The following is a 14,081-nucleotide window of genomic DNA, read 5'->3' on the forward strand; positions in this document are numbered from 1 at the left end:
TTGCAAGCAGAAGCGTGCAGTCAAAAACCGAAAACTGAAAAAACGGAGGGAAAAATCGTGAACGCGATTGTAACGGAGCTTAAAAAAACAGGCGTCTTTTTTGTGGCAACAGAGGAGGGCGACCAGCCGCGTGTGCGGCCGTTCAGTGCGGTCACAGAGATTGGCGGCAAGCCGTATATCTGCACCAACAACAAAAAGAAGTGCTTTGCACAGATGATGCAGAACCCGAAGGTGGAAATCAGCGGCATGGAAAAGGACGGAACATGGATTCGCGTGACCGGCCGTCTGGTGCGCGACGACCGTGACGAATCCCGTGCAGCGATGCTGGCGGACCCTACCGGCCCCAGCAAGCTGTACAAGCCCGGCGACAAAACGTTTGAAGTTTTTGCGATTGAGGATGCGGCCTGCGTCAAGTATTCGATGACCGCAGAACCGGTGGTCATCGGCTGAAAACAAAAGAAAACCGCCTGTGCAGTTTTTGCGCAGGCGATTTTTTGGCGAAAATTACCGGGAAAAACGACGTCGCTTTCCGTAATAAGACACTCGTTTTTGCGTCATACTAAATTTACGATAAAGAAATCCGCGCGGGGAAAAGAAAGGCGGCAAAAGGATGGAAACTGTAAGAACTGCGGGCGCGGGCAGGCTTGTCGCCGCACAGCCTGCAGCGGCGCAGCAGAGTATGGCGTTGGAACATCTGGGTATGTGGCTGATGGGCGGCGGCTTTTACTGTCTGCTGGAGGTTGCCTGGCGCGGATGGACGCACTGGACCATGTTTTTGGCGGGCGGCACGCTGTTTTTGCTGATTGGCGTGGAGCGGGGGAAGCACCGGCAAAGCTGGTCGCTGGTCACACAGTCAATTTTGGCGGGTATGACCATTACGGTGGGGGAGTTTGTGGCAGGCTGTGTGGTGAACCTGGGCCTGCAGATGCACGTGTGGGATTATTCCGATGAGCCGTATAACCTCTGGGGGCAGGTCAGCCTGCTTGCGTCCTTAGGCTGGTGCGTAGTGGGTATGGCCGCCGTGCTTTTGTACGATACGCTTGCGTGGCTGCTTTTTGGGGAGGAGCGCCCGCACTATAAACTGCTTTGAGCGCAGACGAGGCAGAAATCAAAGAAGACGAGGCAGAAACAGCGCGAAAAAGCTGTTTTTTGTCTCGTCTTTTTGTGTCGGAAGCGCTTTTGCAGGGTTAACGCTGTTTCGGCGGAAATTCGGAAAGATCGGAAATCAGCCGGACGTGCTTGCAGCCGATTAGTAGCTTCCACAGACCGATAAAAAAGGTCAGAAGCAGCAAAAGTGTCATGAGAAATTTCTTCATGGGAAACCCTCCTTTGGACAAACGGAAGTATCAAAAGGCGGCCATTTCTCCGTCTTTTTGAAATCTATGAAACCGGAATCCGCCTTTAGCCCCCGCCGCATATGAACTGGCGGGGGCTTGCGCGATTCGCGTAAACGGTTATACTGGAACTATGGGATAAAACGAGAGGCGGTCAGAATGAAAAAAAGCAGACAGAAACGAATGGGTGTGGTGTTGGCACTGGCGTGTCTTTTGGCAGGATGTTCCGCACCGTCGCAGCAGAATACACAGCCGGCTGCGGTAACACAGGACTACGCAAGCCGCCCGACGGTATCTTCTTCTGTGGCGTCCAGTACGGCAGAAGAAGCGAAAAACATGACTTTGGAACAGCAGGTGGGGCAGCTTTTTTTCCTAAGCTTCCGAAAGGACGAAAAAGGCGCCAATGTGTATACATGCGGCGACAGCGAAAAAAAACTTGTGCAGGAGATTCAGCCCGGCGGTGTTGCTCTGTTCGGAGAAAACATTGCGACGGTGCAGCAGGTGCGCCAGCTGATTCAGCAGGTTCAGCAGGTTTGTGCTACGCCGCCGTTTATTGGTGTGGATCAGGAGGGCGGCAGCGTGCAGCGCGTTGCGAGAAGCAGCCGGATTTCCGCCACGGTTGTGCCGCCCATGTGGAAAGTGGGGCAAACCGGCAACCCTGCGCTGGCACAGCAGGTTGGCGGTTTGCTCGGCAGCGAGTTGCGCGTATTTGGCTTTAACTTAGACTTTGCACCGGTCTGCGATGTCTTTTCCAATCCGGAAAACACGGTAATCGGCACGCGCGCGTTTTCTAGTGACCCGCAGCAGGCGGCAGTGTATTCCAAAGCGCTCAGTGCAGGGCTGCGCGGACAGGGGGTTGTGCCGGTTTGCAAGCATTTTCCCGGTCATGGCGATACCACCGGGGATACGCACCAGGGGTATGCCGTTGTGAATAAAACACTGGAGGAACTGCGCAAAACGGAATTGGTGCCATTTCAGGCGCAGATTCGCGCCGGTGCGGAAATGATCATGGCGGCGCACATCAGCCTGCCGAAAGTCAATGGAGACGATACACCGGCATCGCTTTCCGCAAAGGTGCTGCAGGGGCTGCTGCGAAAAGAGCTGGGCTTTACCGGCGTCATCGTCACAGATGCGTTGGATATGGGCGCCATAACCCAGCACTACAGCTCCGGAGAAGCGGCAGTCCGCGCGGTTGAGGCAGGCGCGGATATGCTGCTGATGCCGGAAAATCCGCACGCGGCCTATCAGGCGGTGTTGCAGGCGGTTCGGTCAGGAAAGCTTTCAAAGGCACGCATTGCGGCGTCCGTGCAGCGGATTCTGACGCTTAAAGAGAAATACGACCTTTTTTCCAAACAGGAACCGGCGGATGAGCGCCTGCTCGGCTGCAAGGAGCACCGGCAGGTGGTCGCGCAGATTGGTTAATGTTTGCGACGGCGCTTTGCGGCTGCCAGTACAAACCGTGCGGCCAGTGTTGGTTCGCTGAGAAAGTACAGGCTGGCAAAACTGGCGAATAGACTGCCGTGGGCGAAACCGCAGGTCCACTTTTCTTCCTGTTCGGTTTGAAACAGCAGATCCGCGCCGCGCGCGTCGGTGTCCGGGCCTGCCGCCGTGTAAGCGCGCAGCGTGGTGCCCTTGGGGCAGAGAAAGTTGTCCTGCCAAACGGTCAGGCGCGTGCAGCCGCCGCGCGGGCGCACCGTACGGAATGCGCGGCCCGGCAGCACGCCTGCCATCGGGCGGGAAAGTCCCTCTGTGTTTTCCATGGACTGCCCAAGATACAGGAAGCCGCCGTCCTCCGCAAGGGTGGGCATTCCGTCCAGAACCGCGCGGCGGATGCTTTCGCGCATGGAAATATTGCGGGAAAGCCCATCGGCAAACTGCTCCGGTGTGCCGCCGCCCAGAAAAAGGCCCTCGCAGGGCGGCAGCACGGCATCCCCAAGTGGACTGAACAGCAGCAGCTCGGCGCCGAGCTGCTCGAACAGTTCGCGATCTTCCGTGCAGACGCGGCAGAAAGCATTATCGCTTGCCACCGCAATGCGCGGCCCCTCGTGCGTGACCGGTTGCCGGGCAAACGGCGCCGGCTCCAGTGCCGTTGCACTTTTGGCAATTTGCAGCAGCAATGCGACGTTGACGGTTCTTTCCAACTGACACGCCAAGCGGTCAAGGCGGCTGTGCAGGTCGGCGGTTTCCGCGGCGGAAAGAACCGGTCGCATGGGAAAATTCTGCAGGGAGCAGTCCGGCATAGCGGGCAGATAGCCAACGCAGGGCAGTCCGGTTTCCTGCTCCAACAGCGGTGCGGCGGCTTGATACTGTGCTGCGGTGCAGCCACTCAGCAGCAGCGCGCGCACACCGCTTTCCCTGCGGAACTGCAGCAGACCTTTGACCTGTGCCGCCAGGGTAAGCAGCGCCTGCTGCGGGCGCAGAATCAGCACAGCGGGTGTTCCGGTGCTTTGGCAAAGGTCCCAGCTGCTGGAGAGGTCTGTGCCTGCGCTGCCATCAAACAGTCCTTCCGTTCCTTCCACAACCGCAAGATCCGTTGCGGCTGCATCAGCAAACAGCAGTGACTGGATGGTTTCCGTCTGCATCAGGAAATGGTCCAAGCAGCGGCTTTTGACACCGGCAGCCTGCAGGTGGTACAGGGAACTGCCGGCTTGCGCACCGCAGGAAAAGGCGTCGGGGTGCAGTCCACGGCGGACGGCTGCCTGCAGAAACGCGCAGGTAATGTCGGTTTTTCCGCTGTCAGGCTGTGCGCCGGTAAACAGCAGGCGTGGATAAGCAGGCATAAGGGCAGCTCCTTTCAAAATAAAAAGAGGCTTTCCACGGAAAAGCAGGTTCCTGTGGAAAACTTCACTGAAAAAATCGGGTTTGCGCTTCAGGATTCCCCAAGCTCACTGGCAAGCAGCTCCAGAATTTCACCGTAGGGATAGCCGGTTTCTTCAACCGATTTGCCGACAACCAACACATTCACACCGGCTTCCTCGGCGGCGGTGACTTTCGCTTCAAAGTTTTCGTCCTGCTGATTTCCGTTGATTACCAGCCAACCAATTTGCAGCTGCCGGAGCAGGTCAGGGCCGTCTTTCCGGCAGAATGGTTCCTGCGCGGCGAAAATCCGACTGGGGAGAATCTGTGCGGTTTCACAAGCCTGCAAGGCAGGAAATGTGTGTGGTACGGAAACGTACAGCTGCGCTCGCGGCACGTCACAAAAGCAGCGGATGTCGTCGCTGCAGACGGAAAGCAGAATGTTCGCTGTGGTGTTGGAAAGCCGTGCAGCTGCTTCTGCCACACTGGCAACGTAGCAAATGCGGTGCTTGGCGGTTTTGGTACGCAGCAGCCGCAGGTACGGCGTACCAGAAGAGCGCGCCGCCGCGCGAATGGTTTGAGTAACTTTGACGGTGCAGGGGTGGGTGGCGTCAATCACCCAACCGAAGTGTTCCCGCCGCAGGTAGCGGCAGATTTCCGGCCCGTCTGTCAGTTTGGGGCGCAAACGCACCCCGTGCGGCTCTGAGAAGCCGCCGCAGCCTGCCGCGACGCAGGCTGTTACTTCCAAGGGAAGTGCACACAGCACTTCGGCCAGATGCCGCCCTTCCGCATTGTCGGCAAACAGTAACAGCTTTTGTTTCATGATCGGATCATCCTCCTGGCAGCAGGGGCTGCGCCCCTGCTTTTGCACTCGAAAAAAGTGCTGCGTACGCGAAAAAAGCCGCACGGAGTCACTAAGGGTATAGTGTACACGTTCTTTGACCGGCTGTCAATTCATCACGCACGCTCAAAAGTAAAATTTATGCAGCTGTGACAAAACAAATTCTCCGCTGCAGTTTTTTTTAACCGCTGCGCAAAAAAAGCAGCAAAAAAGCCATGCGCTGCCGCACGGCTTTGGTTGATTTCGCAGGGAGACGGTTTACTCTTCCGGCAGGGCTTCCGCACTGTCTTCGTTCAGATGCATCATACGCTCGGAAGTAAAGAACAGGGAAACGCCCACGCCTGCCGCCAGCAGAACCAGAGAAGCGGCCATGCCGCCCGCCCCCGGCAGGGTAAAGACCTTTCCGCTTGCTTCAGGCAGCAGCGCACGCTGCGCCAAAGAAATGACCGATCCGCTGACCAGACCGAGAATGGCAAAGTAAGTCGCCTGTGGATAGTGGTGCATACAGTGGTCAATTGCTTTGGCGCCGAACAGCAGACCGCACAGAATGCCGATTGCCACCGGCAGCAGCATCAGAAGGTCCATGCGGGTGATGGCGGCAATCACAGATGCGTAGGTGCCGAAGATGACCATAATCATGGAGCCGCTGATGCCCGGCAGCATTAGGCAGACCGCCGCCAGAAACCCGACCGCGGCAAAGCGTATAAACGTACCGAAGTCCATGGTAAGGATGACGCCGCTGTTCGTAACCGCGTAAAAGCACGCCAGCAGAATCATGACCGCCAGCATCACAAAAAACGGCACCGTGGCGGCGGGGCGGACACAGCCCGCACGTGCGCGGCGCAGCAGCATGGGAATGATACCGGTTACCAGGCCGATGAAAAGGAAGTTGACCTGCATCGGGTAGTTTTCCAGCAGTGGGCTGATGACATGGCTCAGGGCAACCAGCGCCAACCCCATGCCGAGGACAATGGGCAGCAGATACAGTACACTTTTCCGGAACTGCTCTCGTATGTGGCTGATGCTGCCGATGAGTTTGTCGTAGATATTCAGAAGCACAGCCATGGTGCCGCCGCTGACTCCCGGAATGATTTCAGCGATGCCCATGACTGCCCCGCACAGTAGATTTCGGACGAACTCCATAACGAAAAATACCTTTTCTGCGGCGCGTTTCGTTTTGTCGGCGCCGCACCCTTCCTGTTGGTTTTTTAGAGTATAGCATGCCTGTCTGAACAACGGATGAACAAATCGTAAAAAAGGGCGGCAGCCTTCGACAGCTGCCGCCCGTATTCAGATGCTGTTCAGACACCGACTTTCAGGATTGGCGTAAAGGAGAGGATAACTACCACTGCGCCCAAGGCAATCCGGTACCAGCCGAACGGCTTAAAGTCGTGCCGGCGCACGAACTTCATCAGTGACTTGACCGCAAAGATGGAAACGATGAAAGCAACTGCCATGCCGGTCAGCAGGATGCCTGCTTCCATGGAAGAGAAACCGAATCCCCACGCTTGAAAATAGTCCAGAATATCCTTGAGACTTGCCACGATCATGGCAGGAATCGCAAGGAAGAAGGAAAATTCCGCAGCGGCAGGGCGCGCACAGCCCAGCAAAACGGCGCCGAGGATGGTTGCGCCGGAGCGGGAGGTGCCGGGCACCAGAGAAAGACACTCAAACAGACCGATGTAAAGCGCAGTCTGGTACGGCAGCACATCCGTGGAGGAAAAGCGCGATTTTTTGCGCATATTTTCAATGACGATGAAAAGAATGCCGTACAGGATGAGCATGGCCGCGACAACCTGCGCATTAAAAAGATAGGACTTAATTTTCTTTTCAAACAGCACGCCCACAATGCCGCAGGGAATGGAACCGATAAAGACTTTCAGCCAAAGGTCCCAGGTGCTCTTTTTCTGCTGCGGGGTTTTGCGGCGGCTGAAAGGGTTCAGCTTGTGCCGGTACAGCACTATGACTGCCAGAATGGCGCCCAGTTGGATCACCACCAGAAACAGATCGATGAAGGCGCTTTTTCCGCGGTAATAGACCGGATCCATCGACCAGAAGGAGTCAAACAGAATCATGTGGCCGGTGCTGCTGACCGGCAGCCATTCGGTAATGCCCTCAATGATACCGAGCAAAATGGCTTTGAAAAATTCAAAAATTTGCATACAACGTTCCTTTCCTTACGGCCCAAATTTTCAAAAAACGGTTTCATTATACCATGTGTTCCTGCAAAAGGGAACGGCACTTTCAAAGTTTTCCACATGGACGGGCTTGTGTATGACTGTACTAATTGTTTCATACAATAGCGCATTTCCGTGGGATTGTCAAGCATAAAAAATAAGCCTGCAAAAAGGGGCAGACTCCCCTTTATACAGGCTTTTATATGCCTAAAACCGCTTCTTTATGCTTTCTTGCCCAGTGCGTCAGCCGCCACAATGGCTGCATACAGCTGTTCGGGGGTCACATCGCCAACCATGTTGTGGATGGACTCACCCTCCACACAGGATTTCTCGGCAATCGTCTGGATCTGCTCGTCCGTGGTAATTCCGATTTCCTCCAGCGTGACCGGCAGACCAACGCTGCGGCAGAAGCCCTGTACTTCGTTAAATTCTGCTGTGGGGGCGTTCTCCAGCACCAGCTGTACCAGCGTGCCGAATGCCACGCAGCAGCCGTGCGGTGCGGAGTGTCCGCCCAGCGCGGTCAGACCGTTGTAAAACGAGTGTGCAACCGCAAGGCCGCCGTTGTCTGCGCCGACGCCGGAAAGGTAGACATTGGCTTCAATGACTGCCTCCAGCGCGGGGGTGACAATCTGCTTTTCGCAGGCGGTTTTTGCTGCGGGGCCGTACTCTTTCAGTGTTTCGTAACACAGCTTGCACAGTGCCAGGGCAGAGCGGGTGATACCGCCGAACTCCAAACTCGGTGCATCGGTGCGCTCGCAGGCGCGTGCCTCAAAGTAGGTGCCCAGCGCGTCGCCCATGCCTGCCACCAGGAAGCGAACCGGTGCCTTGGCAATCACGTCGCTGTCCACAATGACGGCTTCCGGATTCTTCGGGTAGAACAGGTAGCTGTTAAAGGTTTTGTCGTCGTTGTAGATAACGGAAAGGCCGGTGCAGGGTGCGTCGGTTGCAACCACGGTTGGGATGATGGCAACCGGCAGGTGCTCATAGTAGGCAGTGGCTTTTGCGGTGTCGATGGCAGAGCCGCCGCCGACACCGACAACGACTTGAATGCCGTCTTCCTTGACGATTTTGCGCATTTTTTCGATTTCACCGACGCTGGAAATACCGCCGAAAATTTCATAGCGGCGGGTGTCCTGTGTGCCGGCAAAGCTTTGCTCAATTTTGTCGTGGCACATATTGTGCCCGCTGTGAGAGCAGATGAAAAGCCATTTGGTGCCGAGGAACTGCATTTCTTCGTGGAATTTTAAGAGGGAATCTTTGCCCTGCACGTATTTCTGCGGGGCACGCATCAGTCTGAGTCTGGACATAATAGGAGAGCCTCCTTGATAAAAAAAAATAACGTTCATTGCTTCTCATATTATAGAGACTCTTAGGCGAAAGTCAATCGATGCGGAGAAAAAGATTGAAATTTCTAAAGATTCCCTGATAAAACGCCAAACAGCATGAAAAAAGCCTGCGGCGGCCGCAGGCTGAAAAAGGAACCACTCAAAGAAATGGCTTTAGAATCCATAACAACACCAAAGAGAGAACCAGCGTAATGCCCGCACAGCCCAAGACAAGGAAGGCTTTCTGATACGGACGTTTGCCAATTTCCTGATTCTTTTCAATGGCATCCAAATGCCTGCCTTCGGAAAATGCCACAATTTCTTTATACGTCTGTATATCATTTGACTTTTTGCATTTTTCAACTTTCAGGGCAAGGTACATACAGACTGCAAACTGCAGAGCAGAGAGCAGGACGCCGTAAAACTTTAAGAAAACGGCAAGGGGAACCGCCGACACTATGGTAATCAAGAAGGATACAGCAAAAAGATTTTCGTAGTGATTGAACTTCTGAATTTCCGAGTGTTTGATTTCTTGTTTCATTTGCTTGATATCTCCTTTAATGAGTTGGTCAAGAGAGATGTGAAACAAATCGCTGAGCAGCAGCAGACTGTGAATGTCCGGATAGCTTTTGTCATTTTCCCAGTTAGAAATGGTTTGCCGGGTGACGTAGATATGTTCCGCCAGCGCTTCTTGTAAAAGGGCTGCCTCTGTGCGGTATTTTTTAATTTGCCTGCCCAATTCCAAGGGCGTGCCTCCTTTCCTGCAAGGGGAATCTCCTGACCACGTGCTCATTCTATATTTTCAAGCGAAACGGAACAAGCAAAATGCTTTTATATGGCCGGAAAAGAGCGTGTCAAAAGGTTTTGACAGCGAAAAAATGGCTGCTACAAGCCCTTTTCGTACAACAGAAAGTTAGTTAAGCCGTAGGCACCAAGCCCCAGGTCTGCGTCGCCGATGTACCGGTAGTCGCAGGCTTCGTAAAGCCTGACGGAGGGCAGATTTTTGTCAGATACATTCAGACGGATGGCGCGCACGGACTGCGCACGTGCAAGCTGCTCCGCACAGGCAAGCATCTGCCTGCACCCAGCGGGGGTGAGCGTGGACTCGTTGCTATTTTTGGGGAGAGACGGCTGCTTTCGGCTCCTCTGTTTCTGCGTACATACTGGCATTCACAATATTGAAATGGTGCGTGATAGCAAGGGAAAGCTGTACTTTATCGCGGCGGCTGAGTGCATCCACAATTTGCTCATGTGCATACTGGAGTTGATTGGCTGTTTCCGAGTCTTGGAAAATTTTTTTTCGCATATCGCTGATAAAACGGTCAATCGTGCCGGAAAGTGCGCGCAGAATTTGAATGATCAGTTCGTTTCCCGACGCTTCCGCAATCGTGTCATGCAGGTGCTTGTCCAACTGGTCACCGCGAGCAGCGGAACAGGTCTGCATTTCCTGCACAATCTGCAGCAAGAGAGAGAGCTGCTCGGCCGTAATGCGCTCTGCGGCAAGAAAACCCGCTTGGAGTTCTAATCCGGTTCGCAGTTCGGAAAGCTGCCGATAGCTAATTTTGTGCAGCAAAATCAGCAGGTCAAAGGAATCCTGCAGGTTCTGTTGGATGTCACAGCTGATGAAGGTTCCGGCGCCTCGGTTGCATGCAAGAAAGCCCATATGCTCCAGCTGGCGGATTGCTTCCCGCACGGAATTGCGGCTGATACCAAGGGATTCCGCCAATTTTCGCTCCGGTAAAATTTTCTCCCCTGCTGATAGTTCTCCGGTCATCAGGGCGTTTTCCAAATAGTCCAGAACTTTTTGATAGGATTTTTGATGAAACGGCATAAGCGGTTCCTCACTTTCCTGCAAAGCGGTCGCTGTCAGTTTTTGTTTCTCTATTATATAGCATGGACTGTATGAACTGCAAGATAATCTCGGCCAAAATGGTACTACCAAATAGTCAACAATAATTTATTTATATTCTTATTGATTATGACAATATATCAATATTAGAATAAAAATATTCAAAAATCAGTTGACTTTTTATCTATAACGGTCTATCTTAAAAACAGGATTTTAAATCTGCAGACATATCTGCAGGTACGGAAAAGCTACAACTTACAAATAGGTAGTACCAATTATGCTGTAAATAATTTTATAAAGGAGGTATGTGTCATGGGCCAGTATGAAAAAGTCACGCCAGAGTTGCTGGAAGCACTGAAAGCCGCTGTTCCGGGACGGGTGCAGGCAGGTGCGGAGATCAATGCTGATTATTCTCATGACGAGATGCCGATTTATGGCGCAGCCATGCCAGAGGTGGCTGTGGAAGCCCGTACAACCGAAGAAGTCGCCGCGGTTATGCGGCTGTGTAATGAGCACCACGTCCCGGTGACGCCGCGGGGCGCCGGAACCGGTCTTGCAGGCGGTGCGGTCGCCATGCACGGCGGCATTGTCCTTTCTTTGGAAAAGATGAACAAAATTCTCGGCTATGATGAGGACAACATGATGGTCAGCGTACAGGCAGGCGTTCTGTTTCAGGATCTTTCAGAAGACGCTGCGAAGCGCGGGTTCCTTTATCCGCCGGATCCGGGCGAGAAATTTGCTACACTTGGCGGCAATGTTTCTACCAATGCCGGCGGTATGCGCGCAGTAAAATATGGAACAACACGTGACTATGTGCGTGCAATGACGGTCGTGCTCCCTACGGGTGAGGTCATCCATTTGGGCGCCTCTGTTTCCAAGAGCAGTTCCGGTTACTCCCTTTTAAATCTTATGATTGGTTCGGAAGGAACACTTGGCATTATTACAGAACTGACCTTAAAACTTCTGCCGAGGCCCAAGCAGGTCATCAGCCTTATTGTGCTGTATGAAAATCTTAAGGACTGTATTGGAACTGTGCCCAAGCTGATGCGTGCAAATCTGCATCCGCAGACTTTGGAGTTTATGGAACATGATATCATTCAAGTTTCTGAGGATTATCTGGGAAAGAAGACATTTCCACAGAAATTTCAGGGCAAGGATGTGAATGCGTATCTGCTGGTTTCCTTTGAGGGGGACAGCGATGACCAACTGACCGATATCATTGAAAAAGCTTCTGATGTTGTACTGGAAGCCGGCGCCCTTGATGTATTGGTTGCGGATACACCACAACTGAAAAAGGATGCATGGGCTGCCCGCAGCACGTTTCTGGATGCCATTGATTCCAGCACAAAGCTGGTCGATGAGTGTGATGTTGTTGTTCCGGTCAGCAAAATTCCGGATTACCTGACTTCTATTAAGGAAACGGCCAAAGCGTACAAATTTCACCTGCAGGACTTTGGCCACGCAGGTGACGGCAATCTGCATATTTACTGCTGTTCCAATGATATGGAAGTGGATGTGTTTAACCGGCAGGTTGCCGACTTTATGCGCAGGGCCTATGCGACCGCAACAGAAATGGGCGGCCTGATTTCCGGGGAACACGGCATTGGCCATGGAAAGCTGGATTACCTCGCCGAGGTTGCCGGGCCGGTTAAGATGCGCTTGATGCGCGATATAAAGAAAGTTTTTGACCCGAATGCGATTCTTAACCCGGGCAAGGTCTGCTGCAAACTGTGACGCAAACAGGACGCGGGCTTTTTAGGAAGATCGGACACAGAAGTTTTGTTGTTTTTATAAGGAGGAACTCTGATGGCATACTTAATTTCTGATGAAGCAAAAGATTTATTAAAGGATGTTCATGAATTCTGCGAAAAAGAAGTCAAGGAACCGTGCAAAGAATACGACCGCTCCGGGGAATGGCCGAAAGAACTCTACCAAAAGGCAGTTGATATGCAGCTGCAGACACTGGAAGTGCCAAAGGAATACGGAGGCCCGGGCCTTGACCGTGTTTCGGTTGCAGCCTTGATTGAAGAAATGGCAAAAGCAGATGCGGGTTTTGCCACAACCATTTCCGCAAGTGGCCTTGGCATGAAGCCGGTACTGATCGGCGGAACGGAGGCGCAGAAAAAGCACGTCTGCAAACTCGTTATGGATGGCGGCTTTGGTGCGTTTGCTTTGACGGAACCGGGTGCCGGTTCTGACGCAGGTGCAGGAAAGACAACCGCCGTACGGGACGGGGACAGTTATGTTTTGAACGGACGGAAATGCTTCATTACAAATGGCGGAGTCGCTTCTTTTTACTGTATTACCGCTATGACGGATAAGAGCCAGGGAACACGGGGAATGTCCATGTTCTACGTTGAAAAGGGCACCCCTGGCCTTTCAACCGGTCATGAAGAAGACAAGATGGGAATCCGCACTTCCAACACCTGCGACGTTGTCTTGGAAAACTGCCGGATTCCGGCCGCGAACCGGATTGGTGAAGAAGGCCACGGCTTTAAGATTGCCATGATGACATTGGATCAGGCACGTACTTGGATGGGCTGTGTAGCAACCGGAATCGCGCAGCGCTGCATGGAAGAAGCGATTGCCTACGGCAAGCAACGCTGCCAGTTTGGTAAGCCAATCCTGAAAAATGAAGTCATGAAGTTTAAGATTGCGGATATGGCCATTGGAATTGAAACAGCACGCCAGATGGTTGCCCATTCCCTGACTCTGATGGATAAGGGTCTGCCGCATGTGAAGGAATCTGCCATTGCGAAATGCTATGGCTCCGATGTGGCAATGAAGGCGGCTTCTGAAGCAGTGCAGATGTTTGGCGGTTACGGATACAGCAGAGAATATCCGGTTGAAAAGCTGATGCGCGATGCAAAGATTTTCCAGATTTTTGAAGGTACCAACGAAATCCAACGCATTGTAATTGCCGGCAATGTCATCGGTAAATTCTAAGCCGGGGGGAGAATACAATGGAAATTCTGGTATGTATAAAGCAGGTTCCGGATGACGCAGTAGCAGTCCATCTGAAACCGGGCACGCAGGAAGTTGAGCTTGAAGGGGTTACTCCGGTCGTCAATGCATTTGATACATATGCCCTTGAAATGGCCGCCCGCCTAAAAGAAGCGGTCGGCGGCACAATTACGGTTATTACAGTTGGCGATGAAGAGACAAAGGCTTCCATTAAAAATTGCCTGGCGGTTGGTGCGGATCATGGCTTTGTTCTTCATGATTCATCTTTTGCGGGGACAGATACGCTTGGAAGAAGCCAGATTCTTGCCGCTGCAGTTCGGTATTTGGAAAAAGACAGCGGCAAACCGTTCGATTTGGTTTTCTGCGGCAGGGAAGCAACGGACCATGTGAATGGTCAGGTCGGTTCTCAGCTAGCAGAAACGCTTGGCACCGGGGTCATTACTGACCTTGTCGATGTGGAAAAGACGGATACCGGCGTTTGCTGCAAACAGCAGACAGAAGACGGCTATCGCCGTGTTGAGAGTCCGCTGCCATGTGTTGTGACAGTCAGCAAACCGGAATATGATCCGCGTTACCCAACCATCCGGAGCAAATTGGCCGCACGCAAAATGACCATTCCGGTTGTAACTAAAGAACAGCTTGGGGATGTTTCTGTCAGGAAGCCCGGTTTCCACATTGTGCAAACCTTTGAACCACAAAAGCGGCAGGCAGGGGTCAAACTTCAGGAGAAAAACGTTGAGGACACCGTGCGGAAAGCCATCGGCATGATGGCGGATGCCAAACTGCTGTAAAGGA

15 protein-coding genes are annotated in these 14,081 nt (G+C 53.1%); 6 read left to right on the forward strand and 9 right to left on the reverse strand.

All coding sequences use genetic code 11. The features are described from left to right. Positions 1–57 precede the first annotated feature (57 nt). A complete protein-coding gene (locus tag PXC00_RS01350; RefSeq protein WP_275844595.1) occupies positions 58–450 on the forward strand; it encodes a pyridoxamine 5'-phosphate oxidase family protein in 393 nt (130 codons plus the stop codon). 160 nt (positions 451–610) lie between these two features. Then, positions 611–1,090, forward strand: a complete 480-nt coding sequence (locus tag PXC00_RS01355) for a putative ABC transporter permease (RefSeq protein ID WP_275844594.1) — start codon at positions 611–613, stop codon at positions 1,088–1,090. A gap of 97 nt (positions 1,091–1,187) precedes the next feature. Here PXC00_RS01355 and PXC00_RS01360 read toward each other — a convergent pair whose 3' ends face one another. Beyond that, positions 1,188–1,316, reverse strand: coding sequence for a hypothetical protein (locus PXC00_RS01360; protein WP_275844593.1), 129 nt, complete (start codon positions 1,314–1,316; stop codon positions 1,188–1,190). A 177-nt stretch (positions 1,317–1,493) separates the two neighbouring features. On the opposite strand from PXC00_RS01360, the gene nagZ reads away from it, so the two are divergent. Beyond that, positions 1,494–2,756 (forward strand): beta-N-acetylhexosaminidase, encoded by a 1,263-nt coding sequence (gene nagZ, locus PXC00_RS01365; protein ID WP_275844592.1) that lies wholly within the window; start codon positions 1,494–1,496, stop codon positions 2,754–2,756. Here the strand turns inward: nagZ and PXC00_RS01370 are convergent. The 8 genes from PXC00_RS01370 to PXC00_RS01405 all read right to left on the reverse strand — a co-directional run bounded on the left by PXC00_RS01370 (position 2,753) and on the right by PXC00_RS01405 (position 10,304). Then, complete coding sequence (locus PXC00_RS01370) at positions 2,753–4,114, reverse strand: cobyrinic acid a,c-diamide synthase (RefSeq protein ID WP_275844591.1); 1,362 nt, start codon at positions 4,112–4,114, stop codon at positions 2,753–2,755. The genes nagZ and PXC00_RS01370 overlap by 4 nt on opposite strands. A gap of 89 nt (positions 4,115–4,203) precedes the next feature. Beyond that, positions 4,204–4,953: a precorrin-6A/cobalt-precorrin-6A reductase gene (locus PXC00_RS01375; protein WP_275844590.1), complete on the reverse strand. Its 750-nt coding sequence runs from the start codon at positions 4,951–4,953 to the stop codon at positions 4,204–4,206. A gap of 276 nt (positions 4,954–5,229) precedes the next feature. Continuing rightward, positions 5,230–6,114: a DUF368 domain-containing protein gene (locus tag PXC00_RS01380; RefSeq protein ID WP_275844589.1), complete on the reverse strand. Its 885-nt coding sequence runs from the start codon at positions 6,112–6,114 to the stop codon at positions 5,230–5,232. Between the two features lie 158 nt (positions 6,115–6,272). Continuing rightward, entirely contained in the window at positions 6,273–7,133 is an 861-nt protein-coding gene (locus tag PXC00_RS01385; RefSeq protein ID WP_275844588.1) for an undecaprenyl-diphosphate phosphatase, read from the reverse strand. A 236-nt stretch (positions 7,134–7,369) separates the two neighbouring features. Further along, complete coding sequence (locus PXC00_RS01390) at positions 7,370–8,455, reverse strand: glycerol dehydrogenase (RefSeq protein ID WP_275844587.1); 1,086 nt, start codon at positions 8,453–8,455, stop codon at positions 7,370–7,372. Positions 8,456–8,633: 178 nt separating this feature from the next. Beyond that, positions 8,634–9,218 (reverse strand): helix-turn-helix transcriptional regulator, encoded by a 585-nt coding sequence (locus PXC00_RS01395; RefSeq protein ID WP_275844586.1) that lies wholly within the window; start codon positions 9,216–9,218, stop codon positions 8,634–8,636. Between the two features lie 140 nt (positions 9,219–9,358). Further along, a complete protein-coding gene (locus tag PXC00_RS01400) occupies positions 9,359–9,547 on the reverse strand; it encodes an N-acetyltransferase (protein ID WP_275844585.1) in 189 nt (62 codons plus the stop codon). A 37-nt stretch (positions 9,548–9,584) separates the two neighbouring features. After that, positions 9,585–10,304, reverse strand: a complete 720-nt coding sequence (locus PXC00_RS01405) for a FadR/GntR family transcriptional regulator (RefSeq protein WP_275844584.1) — start codon at positions 10,302–10,304, stop codon at positions 9,585–9,587. 330 nt (positions 10,305–10,634) lie between these two features. On the opposite strand from PXC00_RS01405, the gene PXC00_RS01410 reads away from it, so the two are divergent. The 3 genes from PXC00_RS01410 to PXC00_RS01420 all read left to right on the forward strand — a co-directional run bounded on the left by PXC00_RS01410 (position 10,635) and on the right by PXC00_RS01420 (position 14,077). Next, positions 10,635–12,056, forward strand: a complete 1,422-nt coding sequence (locus PXC00_RS01410; protein ID WP_275844583.1) for an FAD-binding oxidoreductase — start codon at positions 10,635–10,637, stop codon at positions 12,054–12,056. 72 nt (positions 12,057–12,128) lie between these two features. Then, entirely contained in the window at positions 12,129–13,268 is a 1,140-nt protein-coding gene (locus PXC00_RS01415; protein ID WP_275844582.1) for an acyl-CoA dehydrogenase family protein, read from the forward strand. 17 nt (positions 13,269–13,285) lie between these two features. Continuing rightward, positions 13,286–14,077, forward strand: a complete 792-nt coding sequence (locus PXC00_RS01420; RefSeq protein WP_275844581.1) for an electron transfer flavoprotein subunit beta/FixA family protein — start codon at positions 13,286–13,288, stop codon at positions 14,075–14,077. Positions 14,078–14,081 lie beyond the last annotated feature (4 nt).

The organism is Caproicibacterium argilliputei, from assembly GCF_029211325.2.
Lineage (GTDB): Bacteria > Bacillota > Clostridia > Oscillospirales > Acutalibacteraceae > Caproicibacterium > Caproicibacterium argilliputei.

Excerpts from the sequence above, each read along its gene's own strand:
- PXC00_RS01360 (WP_275844593.1), bottom strand. The coding sequence starts at position 1,316 with ATGAAGAAATTTCTCATGACACTTTTGCTGCTTCTGACCTTTTTTATC.
- PXC00_RS01375 (WP_275844590.1), bottom strand. The coding sequence starts at position 4,953 with ATGAAACAAAAGCTGTTACTGTTTGCCGACAATGCGGAAGGGCGGCAT.
- PXC00_RS01420 (WP_275844581.1), top strand. The coding sequence starts at position 13,286 with ATGGAAATTCTGGTATGTATAAAGCAGGTTCCGGATGACGCAGTAGCA.
- PXC00_RS01370 (WP_275844591.1), bottom strand. The coding sequence starts at position 4,114 with ATGCCTGCTTATCCACGCCTGCTGTTTACCGGCGCACAGCCTGACAGC.
- PXC00_RS01410 (WP_275844583.1), top strand. The coding sequence starts at position 10,635 with ATGGGCCAGTATGAAAAAGTCACGCCAGAGTTGCTGGAAGCACTGAAA.
- PXC00_RS01415 (WP_275844582.1), top strand. The coding sequence starts at position 12,129 with ATGGCATACTTAATTTCTGATGAAGCAAAAGATTTATTAAAGGATGTT.
- PXC00_RS01390 (WP_275844587.1), bottom strand. The coding sequence starts at position 8,455 with ATGTCCAGACTCAGACTGATGCGTGCCCCGCAGAAATACGTGCAGGGC.
- PXC00_RS01355 (WP_275844594.1), top strand. The coding sequence starts at position 611 with ATGGAAACTGTAAGAACTGCGGGCGCGGGCAGGCTTGTCGCCGCACAG.
- PXC00_RS01400 (WP_275844585.1), bottom strand. The coding sequence starts at position 9,547 with ATGCTTGCCTGTGCGGAGCAGCTTGCACGTGCGCAGTCCGTGCGCGCC.
- PXC00_RS01385 (WP_275844588.1), bottom strand. The coding sequence starts at position 7,133 with ATGCAAATTTTTGAATTTTTCAAAGCCATTTTGCTCGGTATCATTGAG.
- nagZ (WP_275844592.1), top strand. The coding sequence starts at position 1,494 with ATGAAAAAAAGCAGACAGAAACGAATGGGTGTGGTGTTGGCACTGGCG.
- PXC00_RS01380 (WP_275844589.1), bottom strand. The coding sequence starts at position 6,114 with ATGGAGTTCGTCCGAAATCTACTGTGCGGGGCAGTCATGGGCATCGCT.
- PXC00_RS01405 (WP_275844584.1), bottom strand. The coding sequence starts at position 10,304 with ATGCCGTTTCATCAAAAATCCTATCAAAAAGTTCTGGACTATTTGGAA.